Below are 16,828 nucleotides of genomic sequence, written 5' to 3'. Positions count from 1 at the left end.
TTTTCCCTTATTTGGGAAATTTAAGGATTTACAAATTTTTCATAATGTTCCTGATAGTAAGCCACTTGCTCTGGAAGTCCAAGCACAGCAAAAATATGCATGGCCTCCCGCATCTGACTACAACCCTCTTCTTTCAAGTCTCTCTGGTAGAGGGCGAAACCTTTGAGATAATGGAAGATATTGCGCTCATAAAGCTTGATACCATTTCCAATTAACTTCTCCACATAGCCCTCAAAATAGTCCGCATCCGCAAAGGATCGATTTTCCAAACAATGCTGGTAACAGTTAAGAGCTAAAATCAAAACAAGTTTTCGATGCCGACCAATTTCCTTGTAGTAGTCTTCCCTCTCCATCACTTCTCTGCCAATTCGAGCCACATAGTCCACATTGTAGAAAGTATAGAGATTTCCGAAAAGAATCAACTCATACATAGTCCATTCTTCTGTTTGAAAAAGATAATCTGCTACCTTTTCCAAATCACTCTGCCTCATCGTGTAATAAGCATCTCTTTGACAAATCAGTCCTTGTAGCAGAATCCAATTCAGCTTAAAATAGAGGGGATTGGTCGAACTCTTAGCCTTTTCAAGTTGTTCTCTTTGAAGCTTTTGAAAACCTGCAATATCATTTGAGTAGTAAAGCGGAATAATCTGTGCCATCAAGGCAACATGTTCATGATTTTGAAAATCCCTAGCCTTGTCCATGAAATTTTCAATAGTCACATGAATATTATCCAAAATCTCAAAGAAACGAGAAACTGCTAGATCAGACTCCCCAAGCTCGAAGCGAGATAATTGAGAAGTTGAACATGATTTACCTGCCGCCTCTTTTAAGGAGTATTTCCCACTTGTTCGAAATTCACGAAATACCTTTCCAAGATGTTCCATTTCTTACACCTGCTCCGATAATTCTTCCCACTCAAGCATAGCTTCTTCCTGACGATGGCTGATTTTATCCAGTTCAGCCTGCAATTCCATGAGCTTTTCAGCATCATTGGTTTCCAGCATTTGTTCAGAAATGGCTTGACTTTGAGTTTCTAACTCTTCGATTTCAGCCTCTAAACTCTCGATTTGGCGCATGAGCTTACGGGCTTCTTTTTGACTTTCTTTCTGTGCTTGATAATCATTGGCTGGACTTGCTTCTTTTGCTTGATTGCTAGTTGAAGCTTCTTCTGTCTGAATCGCTTCTACTTCTGCTTTCTTCTCAACATAGTAGTCATAATCTCCCAAGTAAAGAGTCGAACCATTCTCAGACAATTCCAAAACATGAGTGGCTACTCGGTTGATGAAATAACGGTCGTGGCTGACAAACAGAAGGGTTCCATCAAAGTCAATCAGGGCATTTTCCAACACTTCCTTGCTATCAATATCCAAGTGGTTGGTCGGCTCGTCCAAAATCAGGAAGTTATTGTTTTCCATTGAAAGTTTGGCAAGCAACAAACGAGCTTTCTCGCCACCTGACAGCATTCCGACTGACTTTTTAACATCATCTCCTGAGAAAAGGAAGGCACCAAGGCGGTTGCGGATTTCAACTTCTGGTGTCAGTTTAAAATCATTCCAAAGTTCATCGAGTACAGTATTACTTGGTATTAGATTACTTTGAGTCTGATCATAGTAGCCAACCTCAACATTAGCACCAAAACGCTTCTCTCCCTTGATTAAAGGGATCTGGTCTACTATTGACTTGATAAAGGTTGATTTCCCAATACCATTTGGTCCGACAATCGCAACAGCATTCATTTTACGAAGGTCAAGATTTATCGGTTCTGACAAAATTTCCCCATCATAACCAATGGCTGCATTTTCAACTGTCAAGACAACATTACCAGATGTTTTTTCAGACTGGAAGGTCATATTAGCTGATTTCTTACCAGCTTCAGGTTTATCCAAGCGCTCCATTTTTTCCTGTTGTTTACGGCGCGATTGGGCACGTTTGGTTGTCGAAGCTCTTACTAGATTGCGATTGACAAAGTCTTCCAGAGCAGCGATTTCCTTCTGCTGTTTTTCATAGTTTTTTGCCTCAGTTGCCATTTTTTGTTCTTTTTGCTCAACAAATCGAGAGTAATTCCCCACATAGCGATCCAAAGAATGCTTGGTCAAATCGAGCGTAATTGTTGCAACCTTGTCCAAGAAATAACGGTCGTGACTAACAATGATGAGAGCGCCACTGTAGTTGACTAGGTAATTTTCCAACCAGGCAATGGTTTCAATATCCAAGTGGTTGGTTGGCTCATCCAAGACCAAGAGATTTGGTTTTTCGAGGAGCATTTTTGCAAGAGCAAGCCGAGTATTTTGACCACCTGAAAGCTCAGCAATTTTCATCTGCCACATAGTCTCATCAAACTTGAAACCATTTAAAATCGCTCGAATGTCTGCTTCGTAGGTAAAACCGCCAGCTTGACGAAAATTCTCTGACAAACGGTCGTAGTCTGCCATGAGTTTATCTAGTTCAGCTCCAGTTTTCTCACCCATCTCCAACTCCATCTGACGCAGTTGTGTTTCCGTACGCCGTAAATCATCAAAAACATGGAGCATTTCGTCATAAATGGTATTCTCAGACTCAAATCGGCTGTCTTGGGCTAGGTAGGAAAGAGAGATGTCTTTTTTCTTATTGATTTCCCCTCTAGTTGGCTCCTCTTCTCCAACTAAAATCTTCAAAAGAGTCGACTTTCCTGCCCCATTTCTTCCAACAAGGGCAATCCGATCGCGTTCATCTACCTGCAGATTGATATTATCAAAAAGAACCTCTCCTGCAAAAGAACGTTCAATTTTATTGGCTTGTAAAATAATCATGATTCTATTTTACTATCTTTTTCAATTTTAGACAATTGCAATGAAAAAAGTTCGAGTATAAACTCGAACTTTTTATTTTAGTATCCAATGCCTCCACGGAATGTGCGAGCCATATCTTTTAAATCATAGTTCTTAGAAGAGGTATCGACTGTCCATTTACCATCCTTCTTCGTCATTTTGATTTCATAGCCCTCTTTTCTCATACTATTGCTAGTATCTAGAGGAGTTGATTCAAATTGGCTTGGAGCATTTTCTAAAATGTACTTCTCACCAGCTTTCATAGCTTCTGAATAGTTGCTGTACTTACCTTTGTTTTCGTCGTAGAATTTACGGCTCAATTCATAGACATTCAAGTTGTCCAAGTCAATCGTTTCAGGTCTTACATAGATAACTGCGTAGTCTGGCAAGTATGTTTTAACTTTGTAATCAATTTTTGCTCGTTTAGAGTTTGCTTTGATATACGCCTCAGCAAATGTACGAAGCTCTGCGTCTGATGGTTTGTAGTTGTAGAAACCTTTTCCGAATGATTCTACAAATTTCTTGATGAACTCTTCTCTATCAGCCTTCACATCGTTTGTAAATTCAGCATCACCATCAGAAGATTTTTTATCATCTGCAAGGGATACGACTTGAGCCTTGTTATCAGATGTACTTAGGTTTGTTCCGCCACCTGAGCTTTCTCCATTAAGGTAAACGGCATCAACATATTTTTTCATTACTTCTTTAGCTTCATCAATGTGATCCTCGTATTTGCTTGGATCAACTTTGATAGCTACGTCGTTATTCTTTTTAGAGTCCTCTTTGATATCTTCGTAAAAGCTAGGTGCAAAATGAAGCTCATATTTAGCATCTTTGTCTACTTCATAAACAACATAACCAGCTACACTCTTACCTTTAGAGATGCTATCTCCATAAGACATGAATTTAGTCTTGCTGTCGCTTTCATAGATTTGAATTGGTTCTACTTTTTCATCTTTTTCATTGTAAAGGGTGATATCGCGGCTAGTGAAACTGAACTTTTTATCACGGTTGTTTTTGATTTCAACCTGAAGAGCAAGGTAGCTTGAAGATGAATCTTCATCTTTAGGCAATACAAACATACCATCTTTAACAGATACTTCAAAGTTGGAGTTTGAGGCAGTACCGTTGTCGCTTGCCTTCTTTGTTGATCCACAAGCAACAAGTGCTAAAGCTGATACCAGCAAAGCAGAATGCTTAAGAATTTTTTTCATAATAGAATTTCTCCTTTTATTATTTACTATATTCTACCATAGCGATAATAAAATTCAAAATAGAAACCGAACCTTTTAAAAAAAACTTAAAATTATAGAATAATAGCTTAAATTTTTTCAAAAACTTATTTTAAGTATAGAAGCATCGTTTTAGAGAATCAATAGGAAGTCACGTTTTTTCTTTGAAAACTTTTTCTATATATTTTTCTAAATTTATTAGGAATTCAATTTGAAACCGTTTAGTTATAAACTCTTGTTTAGCCTTTTTTAGGGAAATGAAAAAAGCTCGATTCGATTAATAGCGCCTATGCTAACGTTTTACTAAAATCCTAAATCATGGTATAATGAAGCCGATTAAAACAATTTTAAAATAAAGGAGACGCTCAATGACTTACCAAGAAAACTATCAAAAATGGCTTGATTTTGCTGAACTTCCAGACTACCTTCGTCAAGATTTGGAAAACATGGACGAAAAGACAAAGGAAGACGCCTTCTATACCAATCTTGAATTTGGTACTGCTGGTATGCGTGGATTGATTGGAGCTGGTACTAACCGTATCAATATCTATGTTGTCCGTCAAGCAACTGAAGGTTTGGCTCGTTTGATTGAGTCAAAAGGTGGAAATGAAAAGGAACGTGGTGTTGCCATCGCTTACGATAGCCGTCACTTCTCACCAGAGTTTGCCTTTGAATCTGCAGCAGTTCTTGCTAAACACGGTATCAAATCTTACGTATTTGAAAGTCTTCGTCCAACTCCAGAGCTTTCATTCGCTGTTCGTCACCTCAACTGCTTTGCAGGTATCATGATCACTGCTAGCCACAACCCAGCACCGTTCAATGGATACAAGGTTTATGGTGAAGATGGTGGACAGATGCCTCCACATGATGCGGATGCTTTGACAGCCTTTATTCGTGCCATCGAAAATCCATTTGCTGTTGAAGTTGCTGATGTCGAAGCTGAAAAAGCATCTGGTTTGATTGAAGTTATTGGTGAAGCAATCGATGCAGAATATCTCAAAGAAGTTAAAGACGTTAACATCAACCCTGCCTTGATTGAAGAATTTGGTAAAGACATGAAGATTGTCTACACTCCACTTCACGGTACTGGGGAAATGTTGGCTCGCCGTGCTCTTGCCCAAGCTGGATTTGACTCTGTTCAAGTCGTTGAAGCGCAAGCAACGGCTGACCCTGACTTCTCAACTGTGAAATCTCCAAACCCAGAAAGCCAAGCAGCCTTTGCCCTTGCTGAAGAACTCGGACGCAATGTTGGTGCAGATGTTCTTGTTGCAACTGACCCGGACGCTGACCGTGTTGGAGTTGAAGTTCTTCAAAAAGATGGCAGCTACCTCAACCTCTCAGGTAACCAAATCGGTGCCATCATGGCTAAATACATCTTGGAAGCTCACAAAAACGCTGGAACTCTTCCTGAAAATGCAGCCCTCTGCAAATCAATCGTATCAACTGACTTGGTAACGAAGATTGCTGAAAGCTACGGCGCAACTATGTTCAACGTCTTAACTGGTTTCAAATTTATCGCTGAAAAGATTCAAGAATTCGAAGAAAAACACAACCACACCTACATGATGGGATTTGAAGAAAGCTTCGGTTACTTGATTAAACCATTCGTACGTGATAAAGACGCTATCCAAGCCGTTCTTGTCGTTGCTGAGCTTGCTGCTTACTACCGTTCACGTGGTTTGACTCTTGCTGACGGTATCGAGGAAATCTACAAAGAGTATGGTTACTATGCTGAAAAGACTATCTCTGTAACTCTCTCAGGTGTAGACGGTGCTGAACAAATCAAATCGATTATGGCTAAGTTCCGTAACAATGCTCCAAAAGAATGGAACACAACAGCTATCACTGTTGTAGAAGACTTCAAAGCACAAACTTCTACTGCTGCTGATGGTACTGTAACAGCCTTGACGACTCCTCCGAGTGATGTATTGAAATACACTCTTGCGGATGGTTCTTGGATCGCAGTTCGCCCTTCTGGTACAGAACCAAAAATCAAGTTCTACATTGCCGTTGTGGGTGAAAGCAACGAAGATTCACAAGCTAAGATTGCCAACATCGAAGCAGAAATCAATGCCTTTGTAAAATAAGCAAGCTAAAAGATGAGATAAACCAATCTCTTCTTTTTTTCGTATCAAATTCGAGCAATTTTAGAAACTTTGTGGCATACTAGTTTTATCAAAAAAAGAGAGGTATTCTTATGAATCAGTTTTTAGAAGATATTAAAGACCTTGAAGTGACTACAGTTTCACGCGCCCAAGAAGCACTCGATAAGAAAGAAACAGCAACCTTCTTCATCGGTCGCAAAACTTGCCCTTACTGCCGTAAATTTGCTGGTACATTAGCAGGCGTCGTAGCTGAAACCAAAGCACACATCTACTTCATCAATAGCGAAGAACCTAGCCAACTCAATGCTTTGCAAGATTTCCGTTCACGCTATGGTATCCCAACTGTTCCGGGATTCGTTCATGTTGAAAATGGTGAGATTAAGGTCCGTTGTGATTCTTCTATGTCAGCTCAAGAAATCAAAGAATTTGCTGGATTATAAAAACCACTCGTTTGAGTGGTTTTTGTTTTTTTCTAAACTAATACTTTTTAAGCAATTCTTGTACCATTTTATGAAGTTCTTCAATCCTTTCAGCCTGCTTCTCGACTAAACGCCTTTGCATAACTAATTCATTCTGTAGTTCATCTAATTTGGATTCTTCATTAGAATTTTCTTTAACAAAAAAATTAGTTAAGGCGCTAGTTAGCATCCCAATCGTTCCAATTCCCACTAGCATTAAGATTACTGCTAACCATTTCCCAAATATTGAACTTGGGACTATATCACCATAACCAACAGTTGTTACTGTAATAATAGCCCACCAAAGACTATCTGAGAAAGCCTTCTCCTCTACAACTGAGAAGATTGAGCTTCCAACAAATACAATAAATACATTGACATATAAGATATAAAGCAAGCCATTCGTTCGTAGTAATCTACTAGCTTTTCTTTCTAATTTTCCACTTAAGCCAATTATTCTTAATAACCTTGTAAGTTTAACTAATTTTGTTAATTTTGCTAAACGAAAAATACGTCCCAAACGGAAAACTGTAAAAATAGCATTTGATGGAAGGATTGCCAATAAATCAAAAATATTATCAATAATGAAACGAAATTTTTCTTTACTAGTAAAGAAACGCCATAGATAGTCTACTATAAACACTATCCAAATCATTAAATCAATAATATTGTAAGGCGGATTATGCAAATCTATAACATCCATAAATCCAAAAATAACTAGCACCACAGATATCAATGCTAATAATAATATGATTGTGTCATAGTAATCTGAAAATGTCCAAGTCTTCTTCAATTTATATTTCTCCATTATAATCGCTTATGAATTTATTATAGCATAAATTTAAAACTACGATTCATTAAAAATGAACACCACTTGGTGTTCATTTTTATATATCCGTTAAAGGTGTTGCAGTGTCTGGAGACGTATCGTAAACTTGAAAATCCACTCCTACTCCTAGATCTGCTTGAGCTAACTGATTGACCATGGTCATGTGGGCTAGCTCCTTGATATTATTCTCTTTAGATAGATGTCCTAGGTAAATTTTCTTGGTACGATTCCCAAGTGTGCGAATCATGGCATCTGCACCGTCTTCATTCGAGAGGTGGCCAAGGTCAGACAGAATCCGTTGCTTGAGTCGCCATGCATAAGAGCCAGCTCTCAGAATTTCAACATCATGATTTGACTCGATCAGATAGCCATCTGCATTCTCGACAATGCCAGCCATACGGTCACTAACATAACCTGTATCCGTCAGCATAACAAAGCTCTTGTCATCCTTCATAAAACGGTAGAATTGGGGAGCAACTGCATCATGGCTAACTCCAAAACTCTCAATGTCGATATCTCCAAATGTTTTGGTTTTCCCCATTTCAAAGATATGCTTTTGTGAAGAGTCAACTTTACCTAGATACTTACTATTTTCCATAGCTTGCCAGGTCTTTTCATTGGCGTAAAGATCCATGCCATACTTACGAGCTAAAACTCCAACACCATGTATATGATCAGCATGCTCATGCGTAATCAAAATAGCATCCAAATCTTCTGGTTTACGATTGATTTCACCCAATAAGCTTGTAATTTTTTTACCAGATAATCCTGCGTCTACTAAAATCTTTTTCTTAGGGGTTTCTAGATAGAAGGAATTACCACTAGAACCCGATGCTAAAATACTGTATTTAAAGCCTTTTTCACTCATTCTAGTCTTCTACTTCATCCTCCCAAACTTCTTCTTTTACAGCATCCTTATCATAAGGAAGAACAATGGTAAAGGTAGAACCCTTGCCGTATTCACTCTTAGCCCAGATAAATCCATTGTGTTGCTTGATGATTTCTTTTGCTATAGCTAGACCTAAACCAGTCCCACCTTGGGCACGACTTCTAGCCTTATCAACCCTGTAGAAACGGTCAAAAATCTTCGGTAAATCTTCTTTAGGAATTCCAAGTCCTTGGTCCGAAATAGATAAAATCATCTGGTCATCAGTAGTTTTCATGCTAACCGTAATTTTCCCACCATCAGGGGAATACTTGATGGCATTGTTAAGAATATTATCGATTACCTGAGTCATCTTGTCTGTATCAATTTCAATCCAGACCGATGTAATGGGATAATCACGAACCAACTCGTATTTCTTTTCTTGATCCTGGGCTCGTATCTTATCGAAACGGTTTAGGATAAACGTAATGAAAGCTGTAAAGTTAATCAATTCAACATCTAAATGGCTAGTTGCATTATCAATACGCGAAAGATGCAAGAGGTCCGTCACCATTCGCATCATACGGTTGGTCTCATCTAAAGATACTTTGATAAAATCAGGAGCAACAGCTTCATATAATGCACCCTCATCCAAGGCCTCTAGGTAAGATTTTACACTGGTCAATGGAGTTCGCAATTCATGACTAACGTTGGAAACGAAAAGCCTTCTCTCGCGTTCTTCCTTCTCTTGTTCAGTCGTATCATGTAGAACTGCTACCAAACCAGAGATAAAGCCGGATTCTCTACGAATCAAGGCAAAACGCACACGCAAACTAATATACTCCCCATTTACATTTTGGGAATAAATCATCATTTCAGGACTTTGCGTAATTAAATCTCTAAGCTCGTACTCATCTTCAATCTTGAGCAACTCTAAAATGTTTTGATTGAGCGCGTCATCACTTTCAACTCCAAGTTGTCTTTTAGCCATATCGTTAATCATAGTGATTTGACCACGACGATTTGTTGCAAGAACCCCATCAGTCATGTATGATAGGATACTATGCAATCTTTTACTTTCCTGCTCAAGGTTTTCTTGAGTTAGACGAATTACTTCAGACAAATCATTTAAGTTATTCGTAATGTTAGTGATTTCAGTATTCCCCTGCATGTCTAATACCTGAGAATAATCACCAGCAATTAAATCTTTAATCTTTTGATTTAACTGTTTGAGTCGAATATTATCTCTACGGCCTTCGAGCAAGAGAAAGCTAACAAGCATGATAAAACCAATTAAAATGAGTACAAAGACGAAATCTCTGGTTAAAATTATTTGTCTAATTACTTCAATCATTATTTCTCATATAATAACCCACACCACGACGAGTTAAGATATATTCAGGTCTACTTGGTGTGTCTTCAATCTTCTCACGTAGACGTCTAATGGTAACATCGACAGTACGAACATCACCAAAATAATCATAACCCCAAACCGTCTCAAGGAGATGTTCACGGGTAATAACTTGACCTAGATGAGAAGCTAAGTGATGCAACAACTCAAATTCTCTGTGAGTTAAATCCAATTCTTCTCCATATTTTTTGGCTACATAAGCATCTGGAAGAATCTCTAAATCTCTAATTTGAAGACTTTGTAATTTAGTATCTTCTTCTTGGTTATCCACTGCGATTAGCTCAGTGCGACGAAGAAGGGCCTTGACACGCGCCTGCAACTCACGGTTTGAGAAAGGTTTTGTAACATAATCGTCTGCACCTAGTTCCAAACCGATAACCTTGTCAAACTCGCTATCCTTAGCTGAGAGCATAATGATAGGAACACTACTGGTCTTGCGAATGGCTTTGGCTACTTCTAAACCATCAATTTCAGGTAGCATCAAGTCTAGGATAATAATGTCGGGTTGCTCGGCTTCAAATAGCTCGATTGCCTCACGACCGTTGAAGGCTGTTACAACTTCGTAGCCTTCTTTGGTCATATTGAACTTAATAATATCTGAGATTGGTTTCTCATCATCTACAATTAATATTTTTTTCATAAGATCACCTTTTTCTTTTTCTATTATAACAAAAAAATGCAAAGAAGACACAAATGGCTAATCCCAGTCCCCATCTCCAAGAGCTGTTTTATAAGCCTGCCAAATTTTTTGTTGAGGTTTCGCAAGTGGATAATCATAAAACTCCTGAGGAGAGAGCCAGCGAATTTCTCTGTCGGAGAACTGTTTTGACCCTGTCACCTGACCTGATAGGATTTGAATATGCCATTTACGATGACTAAAGACATGCTTGACTTGTTCAAAAGTTTGATGAGACCAAACAACCTCCAAATCATAATCCTGCTCAAAACTTTCTTGGGGGCTTGGTCCAAAAGCTCTGCTTTCCTCTTTGACTTGAGAAAAAAGATCTAGCTGATCATCTTCTCTAGAAAATTCTTCGACCTCAATCAAGGGGAAATGCCAAAATCCAGCCAGCAGTTTCTCGCTTTCGTTTTTCTCTAGTAGATATTGACCTCGATCATTGCGCACAACCAAAGCCTTGAGATAAATTGGAAGAGGCTTTTTCTTAGGTTCTTTAATCGGATATCGATCCATGGTTCCATTCTGATAGGCTGCGCTAAATTCCTTAACAGGACTTTCTTCTGGTCGAGGGTTAACCGGAGACTCTATATCAGAGCCCAAGTCCATCAAAGCTTGATTAAAATCCCCTGGTCGTTTCGGATCAATCAAGATTTCCATCATGGCTTGGAAAATCTTGCGATTGCTGGGAACTCCGATATCATAGTTGACCTCAAACAGGCGTGCCAAAACTCGCATGACATTGCCATCAACTGCTGGCTCGGGTAAATTAAAAGCGATACTGGAAATTGCTCCCGCAGTATAGGGGCCAATCCCTTTCAAGCTAGAAATCCTTTCGTAAGTGTTTGGAAATTTCCCTTCAAAGTCTGTCATAATCTGCTGAGCCGCCGACTGCATATTGCGTACGCGGGAATAATAGCCCAACCCCTCCCAAGCTTTCAGTAAATGCTCCTCAGGCGCATTTGCCAAACTTTCAACAGTTGGAAACCAGTCCAAAAATCGTTCATAGTAGGGAATAACCGTATCTACCCTAGTCTGCTGAAGCATGATTTCAGAAACCCAGATGTGATAAGGATTTTTACTTCTTCGCCAGGGTAAATCCCGTTTGTTTTCATCGTACCAGTTGAGGAGTTTCTCACGGAAAGAGGAAATCTTCTCCTCTGGCCACATGTCAACACCGTATTCTTTCAAATCTAACATATATCTAGTATAACATAGAAGCTTCTAACTGTCCTTTTCTTAGCGCTAAAAAGCCTCTTCCTATAGGAAAGAGGCCTATTTCTTATTGATGAACCGCTTGGGCAGCAGTGATAAGGGTCAACTTGTAAACATCATCAGAGTTACATCCACGAGAAAGGTCGTTTACTGGCTTGTTCAAACCTTGCAGAACTGGACCTACCGCCGCGAAGCCACCAAGACGTTCTGCAATCTTATAACCAATATTTCCTGCTTCGATACCAGGGAAGATAAAGACAGTTGCTTGCCCAGCAACGTTACTTCCTGGAGCTTTCAATGCTGCAGTTTCAGGGTGGAAGGCCGCATCAAATTGCAATTCTCCATCGATTTCAAGGTCAGGACGCAAATCGTGCGCAATTTTTGTTGCTTCAACAATCTTATCAACACTATCACCAAAACCTGAGCCTTTAGTAGAGTAGCTCAACATTGCAATTTTAGGTTCGATGCCAAACATTTTAGCTGTAATAGCTGAGTTGATAGCAATCTCTGCCAAAGCTTCTGCATCTGGATTGATGTTAATGGCACAATCCCCAAATAGGTAGCGTTCTGTTCCACGAACCATGAGGAAGGCACCTGAAGTGCGGGATACATTTGGACGAGTTTTAATGATTTGAAGCGCAGGACGAACAGTTGCTGCTGTCGAGTGAATAGCACCTGATACCATCCCATCAACCAAGCCCATGTGAACGAGCATGACACCAAAGTAGTTGACATCTTCAAGCAAAATCTTACGAGCACCTTCTTCACTCATTTTACCTTTACGACGTTCAACCAAGGTAGTGACCATTTCTTCGAATTGAGGATAGTGTTGAGGGTCAATGACTTCATAGCCATCCATAACCCCTTCGATTTCAAGATAAATTTTGATTTTTTCCGGGTTCCCAAGCAAAACAGGAACAACTTCTGTTTCTTTTACCAAGCGTTTGGTTGCCTGAAGAATACGAGGTTCTTCCCCTTCAGGGAGAACAATACGAGCATTTTTGCCAACTAGGTTGGCTTTGAGATTTTCAAAAACTTCCATGAGTTTTCTCCTTTAAGAAATTAAATTATACTCAAAATAGATTTTAAAGAGTATTAGTTGATAACTGAGTAATAAGATTGTTAAAATCATCTGGCAAGGGGCTTTCGAGCTCTAGCTGACGCTCCAAGAAAGGATGATAAAATGATAAGAAATGGCAATGCAAGGCCTGTCGTTGAATCCCATCGTCTAGACTTCCTCCGTAGAGATCGTCTCCCAACAAGGGAAAACCGATATGAGAAAAATGCACTCTGATCTGATGGGTTCGCCCAGTATGCAATCGAATATCGATCAGGTGAATATCTCCATAAGACGCTACAACTTTGTAAGAGGTATGGGCGTATTTTCCACCCTTGGCAACTCGTCTCGTGATAATGGAGTCCACATCACGCGCAATCGGGGCAATAATCTCCCCTTCTGGTTCCAAATCCCCATTGCCCTTAACCAAGGCAAAGTAACGTTTTTCGATAGACTTTCGTTGCAGTTGCTTGTCTAATCGTGCATGAGCATAACCGTGCTTGGCAAAGAGCATCAAACCAGATGTATCCCGATCCAGTCTGGTCACGATATGAACCTGCTGGTTTTCGTATTCCTGCTTAACATAGTAGCCTTTGATAAAATTCGCAATGGTATTGGAATGATTGACACTGGGAATGGAGGCTAGTCCATAAGGTTTATTCAAAACCAAAAAGTGGTCATCCTCATACAAGATATCTAAAGGACGGTCAATGGCTTCGAGGGTTTCAAAGCCTTCCTCTGCTGGAATATCTATGGTAACCCTATCTCCAATATCTAAGAGATAAGTCGCATTCTGAGGTCGATCATTGACTAGGATAGCCCCACCTCGAAACTTTATCTTAGCCAACAGTCCTTTAGAAACCTCGTGTTTCTTCAGAAAGGTTTTGACCTTGACATGTTCATCTGCGATAAATTCGAACCTCATTCGTCCACCTCGCCGATAAAGGCATCTTTTACACGATTCCAGAAACTAGTGTGACTTGGAGTCGCTACGAAGTGAATCTTGTGATGGTCGATTTGGTACTCAATCCGTTCTATATTTCGGAAAGAATAGGTACTATTGTCAACAGATAGCGTGTGATAGTCATTACGAGTCGGCAAGAGCTCAATCTTATCTTTTTTGGGAATAATGATCGATGATCCCAGAGTGCGATAGACTCGGTTGTTAAGACTCGCTATCTCCGTCAACTGCAAGGCTTCAATGGTCGGGTGCAAAACCGCTCCACCCAAGGACTTGTTATAGGCAGTGCTCCCAGTAGGCGTTGAGACAGTCACACCATCTCCACGAAAGCGCTCGAATGGAACGTGGTTAATGATGATATCTGCAACCATGGTGCGGTCTGACCGACGGATGCTCGCTTCATTTAGAGCACGGAAGGTTTTTACATCACCGTTTTCAAGTGTCACTTTGACATTCAGGACTGGATAAGAAACCTTGGCTCCAGAATCCAGTTGGAGATTGGTAACCAACTGGTCCAACTCAAAGTCACGGTAATCCGTGTAAAATCCCAAGTGTCCTGTATGTACACCTACAAATCGAACCTTGTCTAACTGGTTCTCGTACTTGTGAAAAGCAGACAAAAGCATCCCATCTCCACCAATCGAAATAACGATATCGGGATTTGTATCATTAATTATAAAATGCTGTTTTTTGAGTTTTTCCCTCAGTTTATGTAAAACTTTCTGACTCTGCGGCTTTCTATTAGCTATGAGGTCAACTCGCTTACCTGTATTCTTCATCTGTATCGTCACTATTTCCTACACCGTCGTTTAGTTTTCTACTCAAAGGATCAAAGAGTGCCTGAGCTTCCTGAATGTCATCTCGAATCTTGCCCATTTCTTCATCTAGTTGATGAGCAATTTTGGCAGTGATTTCCAATCTTTCTTTTATTTCCTCTGGAAAGTCCCCCTGGTACTTATAATTGAGAGAATGCTCAATGGTAGCCCAAAAGTTCATAGCCAAGGTCCGAATTTGAATCTCGGCGAGAATGGTCTTAGCCCCATTTATCGTATCTACAGTATATTCGACAACAACATGATAAGAACGATAACCCGACGCCTTACGATGGTTGATATAATCTCGTTCCTGAACGACTCTCATATCGTGACGTTTACGTAGAATTGCAACAACTTCTTCCACGTCATCAACAAACTGAACCATGACACGTAGCCCTGCGATATCTTGCAAGTCATTTTCCAGAGTTGCATAAGTAATTCCTCGACGAGCCATTTTTTCTTTGATACTTTCAATCGGTTTTACCCGACCAGTTACAAACTCAATCGGAGAATGCTTGTTTTGCTTACGGTACTGTTTGCGAATCCCACGAAGTTTAATCTTCAATTCGCCGACAGCTTGAATGTAAGGATCTAAAAATTCTTCCCATTCTATGGTCATATTTTCTCCCTTTTAGTATGAGATTGTGCTGTTAAAAATTTTTGATTTTTTCACTACAATCTTATACAATAAATACATTGTACATTATACCATAAATCCGCTTTCAAAGATAAAGAAAAGGTTAGAAAAATGAAACAATTAGAAATTGAACTGAAAACACTACTGAAAAAAGATGACTACAATCATTTAAAAAAACAGTTTGCCCACATATCTCCTATTCACCAAAAAAACTACTATATTGACACGCCAGATTTCCAGTTGCGCGAAAAAAAGGTTGCCATGCGCATTCGCGCCCTTTCAGATTTCGCTGAATTAACCTTGAAAGTTCCTCAAACTATTGGAAATATGGAATACAATCAAAAAATGACTCTTCCAGAAGCTGAATATTATTTAGAAAAACAGATTCTACCTCAAGGGATGGTTCTGGAGAAACTTACTGAGATTGGTATTGAAAGCCATGACTGGCTTATTCTGGGTTGTCTTGAAACGATTCGTTACGAAATGGAAACCGATATCGGTTTGATGGCCTTAGATCAAAGCCATTACTTTGGTCAAACCGACTACGAACTGGAAATTGAAGTCACTAATTTTGAACAAGGAAAAGTCGATTTTCAGCAATTTTTAGATGAAAATCACATAACTTACCAGAAGGCTCCATCAAAATTAATTCGATTCATTAAAAACATGAAAAAAAGCTGAAATAATCTCCTTTTTTTGGTAAAATAGAAAAGATAAAAATAATAGAATCTTCATTAAGAAAAAGAAACTTTTCCAAAGAAGATTCACAAAGTTTACAGAGGACGGTCTATAATGTCAGATAGAAACAACATGAAACTTTTCACCCTAAACTCTAACCCAGAAATCGCTCAAAAGATTGCTGATACTGTTGGTGTCCCTCTTGGAAAATTATCTTCACGTCAATTTTCTGATGGTGAAATCCAAGTCAATATCGAAGAGAGTGTTCGGGGGTATGACGTCTATATCATTCAATCAACAAGCTACCCAGTTAGCAACCACTTGATGGAATTATTGATTATGGTTGATGCCTGTGTTCGCGCCAGTGCTCATAGTATCAACGTCGTACTTCCTTACTTTGGCTATGCGCGTCAGGATCGCATCGCTTCTTCCCGTGAACCACTGACAGCTAAATTGGTTTCAAATATGTTGGTAAAAGCTGGGGTTGATCGTGTTCTAACTCTCGATCTCCATGCTGTACAGGTACAAGGTTTCTTCGACATTCCTGTGGACAATCTTTATACAATTCCTCTATTTGCTAAACACTACTGTGACAAAGGTCTTCTTGGTTCTGATGTCGTTGTGGTTAGTCCAAAAAACTCTGGTGTTAAACGCGCTCGTAGCTTAGCTGAATACTTGGATGCTCCAATCGCTATCATTGACTATGCTCAAGATGACTCAGAACGAAGTGAGGGCTATATCATTGGGGATGTTGAAGGTAAGAAAGCCATCCTGATTGACGATATCCTAAATACTGGTCGTACTTTCTCTGAAGCAGCAAAAATCGTTGAACGCGAAGGGGCAACTGAAATCTATGCGGTCTCTAGTCACGGCCTCTTTGTAGAAGGTGCTGCTGAACTTCTAGACGCAACTAACATTAAAGAAATCCTTGTAACGGACTCTGTAGCAACAAAAGAAAGAACTCCTAAAAATGTATGTTACATTACTGCTAGCGAATTGCTCGGTGATGCTATCATCCGTATTCATGAAAGAAAACCAGTTAGCCCACTCTTTGCCTACAACAAAAAGAAATAAGGTGATTC

Annotated in this window: 16 protein-coding genes; 4 read left to right on the top strand and 12 right to left on the bottom strand. The window is 39.5% G+C overall.

Features of this window, described 5'->3' with window-relative positions; genetic code table 11:
- Window positions 1–20: 20 nt before the first annotated feature.
- From SNAG_RS04935 to SNAG_RS04925, 3 genes are all read right to left on the bottom strand, one after another.
- Window positions 21–884, bottom strand: a complete 864-nt coding sequence (locus SNAG_RS04935; protein ID WP_096407100.1) for an Rgg family transcriptional regulator — start codon at window positions 882–884, stop codon at window positions 21–23.
- A gap of 3 nt (window positions 885–887) precedes the next feature.
- Window positions 888–2,789 (bottom strand): ABC transporter ATP-binding protein, encoded by a 1,902-nt coding sequence (locus tag SNAG_RS04930; RefSeq protein ID WP_096407097.1) that lies wholly within the window; start codon window positions 2,787–2,789, stop codon window positions 888–890.
- Window positions 2,790–2,866: 77 nt separating this feature from the next.
- Window positions 2,867–4,021, bottom strand: coding sequence for a DUF4352 domain-containing protein (locus tag SNAG_RS04925; RefSeq protein WP_096407094.1), 1,155 nt, complete (start codon window positions 4,019–4,021; stop codon window positions 2,867–2,869).
- A 386-nt stretch (window positions 4,022–4,407) separates the two neighbouring features.
- Here SNAG_RS04925 and SNAG_RS04920 point away from each other — a divergent pair, with 386 nt between their 5' ends.
- On the top strand, window positions 4,408–6,126 hold the full coding sequence (locus SNAG_RS04920) for a phospho-sugar mutase (protein WP_096407092.1): 1,719 nt from the start codon (window positions 4,408–4,410) through the stop codon (window positions 6,124–6,126).
- A 110-nt stretch (window positions 6,127–6,236) separates the two neighbouring features.
- Window positions 6,237–6,584 (top strand): PedC/BrcD family bacteriocin maturation disulfide isomerase, encoded by a 348-nt coding sequence (locus SNAG_RS04915; RefSeq protein ID WP_096407089.1) that lies wholly within the window; start codon window positions 6,237–6,239, stop codon window positions 6,582–6,584.
- 37 nt (window positions 6,585–6,621) lie between these two features.
- Here the strand turns inward: SNAG_RS04915 and SNAG_RS04910 are convergent, their stop codons facing one another.
- The 9 genes from SNAG_RS04910 to SNAG_RS04870 all read right to left on the bottom strand — a co-directional run bounded on the left by SNAG_RS04910 (window position 6,622) and on the right by SNAG_RS04870 (window position 15,050).
- Complete coding sequence (locus SNAG_RS04910) at window positions 6,622–7,395, bottom strand: potassium channel family protein (RefSeq protein WP_096407086.1); 774 nt, start codon at window positions 7,393–7,395, stop codon at window positions 6,622–6,624.
- A gap of 94 nt (window positions 7,396–7,489) precedes the next feature.
- A complete protein-coding gene (locus SNAG_RS04905; RefSeq protein ID WP_096407084.1) occupies window positions 7,490–8,299 on the bottom strand; it encodes an MBL fold metallo-hydrolase in 810 nt (269 codons plus the stop codon).
- A gap of 1 nt (window position 8,300) precedes the next feature.
- Window positions 8,301–9,650: a cell wall metabolism sensor histidine kinase VicK gene (gene vicK, locus SNAG_RS04900; RefSeq protein WP_096407081.1), complete on the bottom strand. Its 1,350-nt coding sequence runs from the start codon at window positions 9,648–9,650 to the stop codon at window positions 8,301–8,303.
- Window positions 9,643–10,347 (bottom strand): response regulator YycF, encoded by a 705-nt coding sequence (gene yycF, locus SNAG_RS04895; protein ID WP_096407079.1) that lies wholly within the window; start codon window positions 10,345–10,347, stop codon window positions 9,643–9,645. The genes vicK and yycF overlap by 8 nt, the downstream gene beginning before the upstream one ends.
- A gap of 57 nt (window positions 10,348–10,404) precedes the next feature.
- Window positions 10,405–11,583 carry an A/G-specific adenine glycosylase gene (gene mutY / locus SNAG_RS04890; RefSeq protein ID WP_096407076.1) on the bottom strand — a complete coding sequence of 393 codons (1,179 nt, stop codon included), beginning with the start codon at window positions 11,581–11,583 and terminating at the stop codon, window positions 10,405–10,407.
- 82 nt (window positions 11,584–11,665) lie between these two features.
- Window positions 11,666–12,640 (bottom strand): phosphate acetyltransferase, encoded by a 975-nt coding sequence (gene pta, locus SNAG_RS04885; protein WP_096407073.1) that lies wholly within the window; start codon window positions 12,638–12,640, stop codon window positions 11,666–11,668.
- A gap of 43 nt (window positions 12,641–12,683) precedes the next feature.
- On the bottom strand, window positions 12,684–13,580 hold the full coding sequence (locus SNAG_RS04880; RefSeq protein WP_096407070.1) for an RluA family pseudouridine synthase: 897 nt from the start codon (window positions 13,578–13,580) through the stop codon (window positions 12,684–12,686).
- On the bottom strand, window positions 13,577–14,395 hold the full coding sequence (locus SNAG_RS04875; RefSeq protein WP_096407068.1) for an NAD kinase: 819 nt from the start codon (window positions 14,393–14,395) through the stop codon (window positions 13,577–13,579). Before SNAG_RS04875 ends, SNAG_RS04880 begins: the two co-directional genes overlap by 4 nt.
- Window positions 14,379–15,050, bottom strand: coding sequence for a GTP pyrophosphokinase (locus tag SNAG_RS04870; protein WP_000151560.1), 672 nt, complete (start codon window positions 15,048–15,050; stop codon window positions 14,379–14,381). The genes SNAG_RS04875 and SNAG_RS04870 overlap by 17 nt, the downstream gene beginning before the upstream one ends.
- Window positions 15,051–15,179: 129 nt before the next feature.
- Between SNAG_RS04870 and SNAG_RS04865 the strand changes: the two genes are divergently transcribed.
- Both SNAG_RS04865 and SNAG_RS04860 read left to right on the top strand, forming a co-directional pair.
- The gene (locus SNAG_RS04865) at window positions 15,180–15,749 is read left to right on the top strand and encodes a CYTH domain-containing protein (RefSeq protein ID WP_096407065.1); all 570 of its coding nucleotides are present in this window, start codon (window positions 15,180–15,182) and stop codon (window positions 15,747–15,749) included.
- A 111-nt stretch (window positions 15,750–15,860) separates the two neighbouring features.
- Window positions 15,861–16,820 carry a ribose-phosphate diphosphokinase gene (locus SNAG_RS04860; RefSeq protein WP_001283848.1) on the top strand — a complete coding sequence of 320 codons (960 nt, stop codon included), beginning with the start codon at window positions 15,861–15,863 and terminating at the stop codon, window positions 16,818–16,820.
- Window positions 16,821–16,828 lie beyond the last annotated feature (8 nt).

The organism is Streptococcus sp. NPS 308 (assembly GCF_002355895.1).
Classification (GTDB): Bacteria; Bacillota; Bacilli; order Lactobacillales; family Streptococcaceae; genus Streptococcus.
Note: the sequence above shows the minus strand (reverse complement) of the source record. Positions and strands in the feature narration are given on the sequence as shown.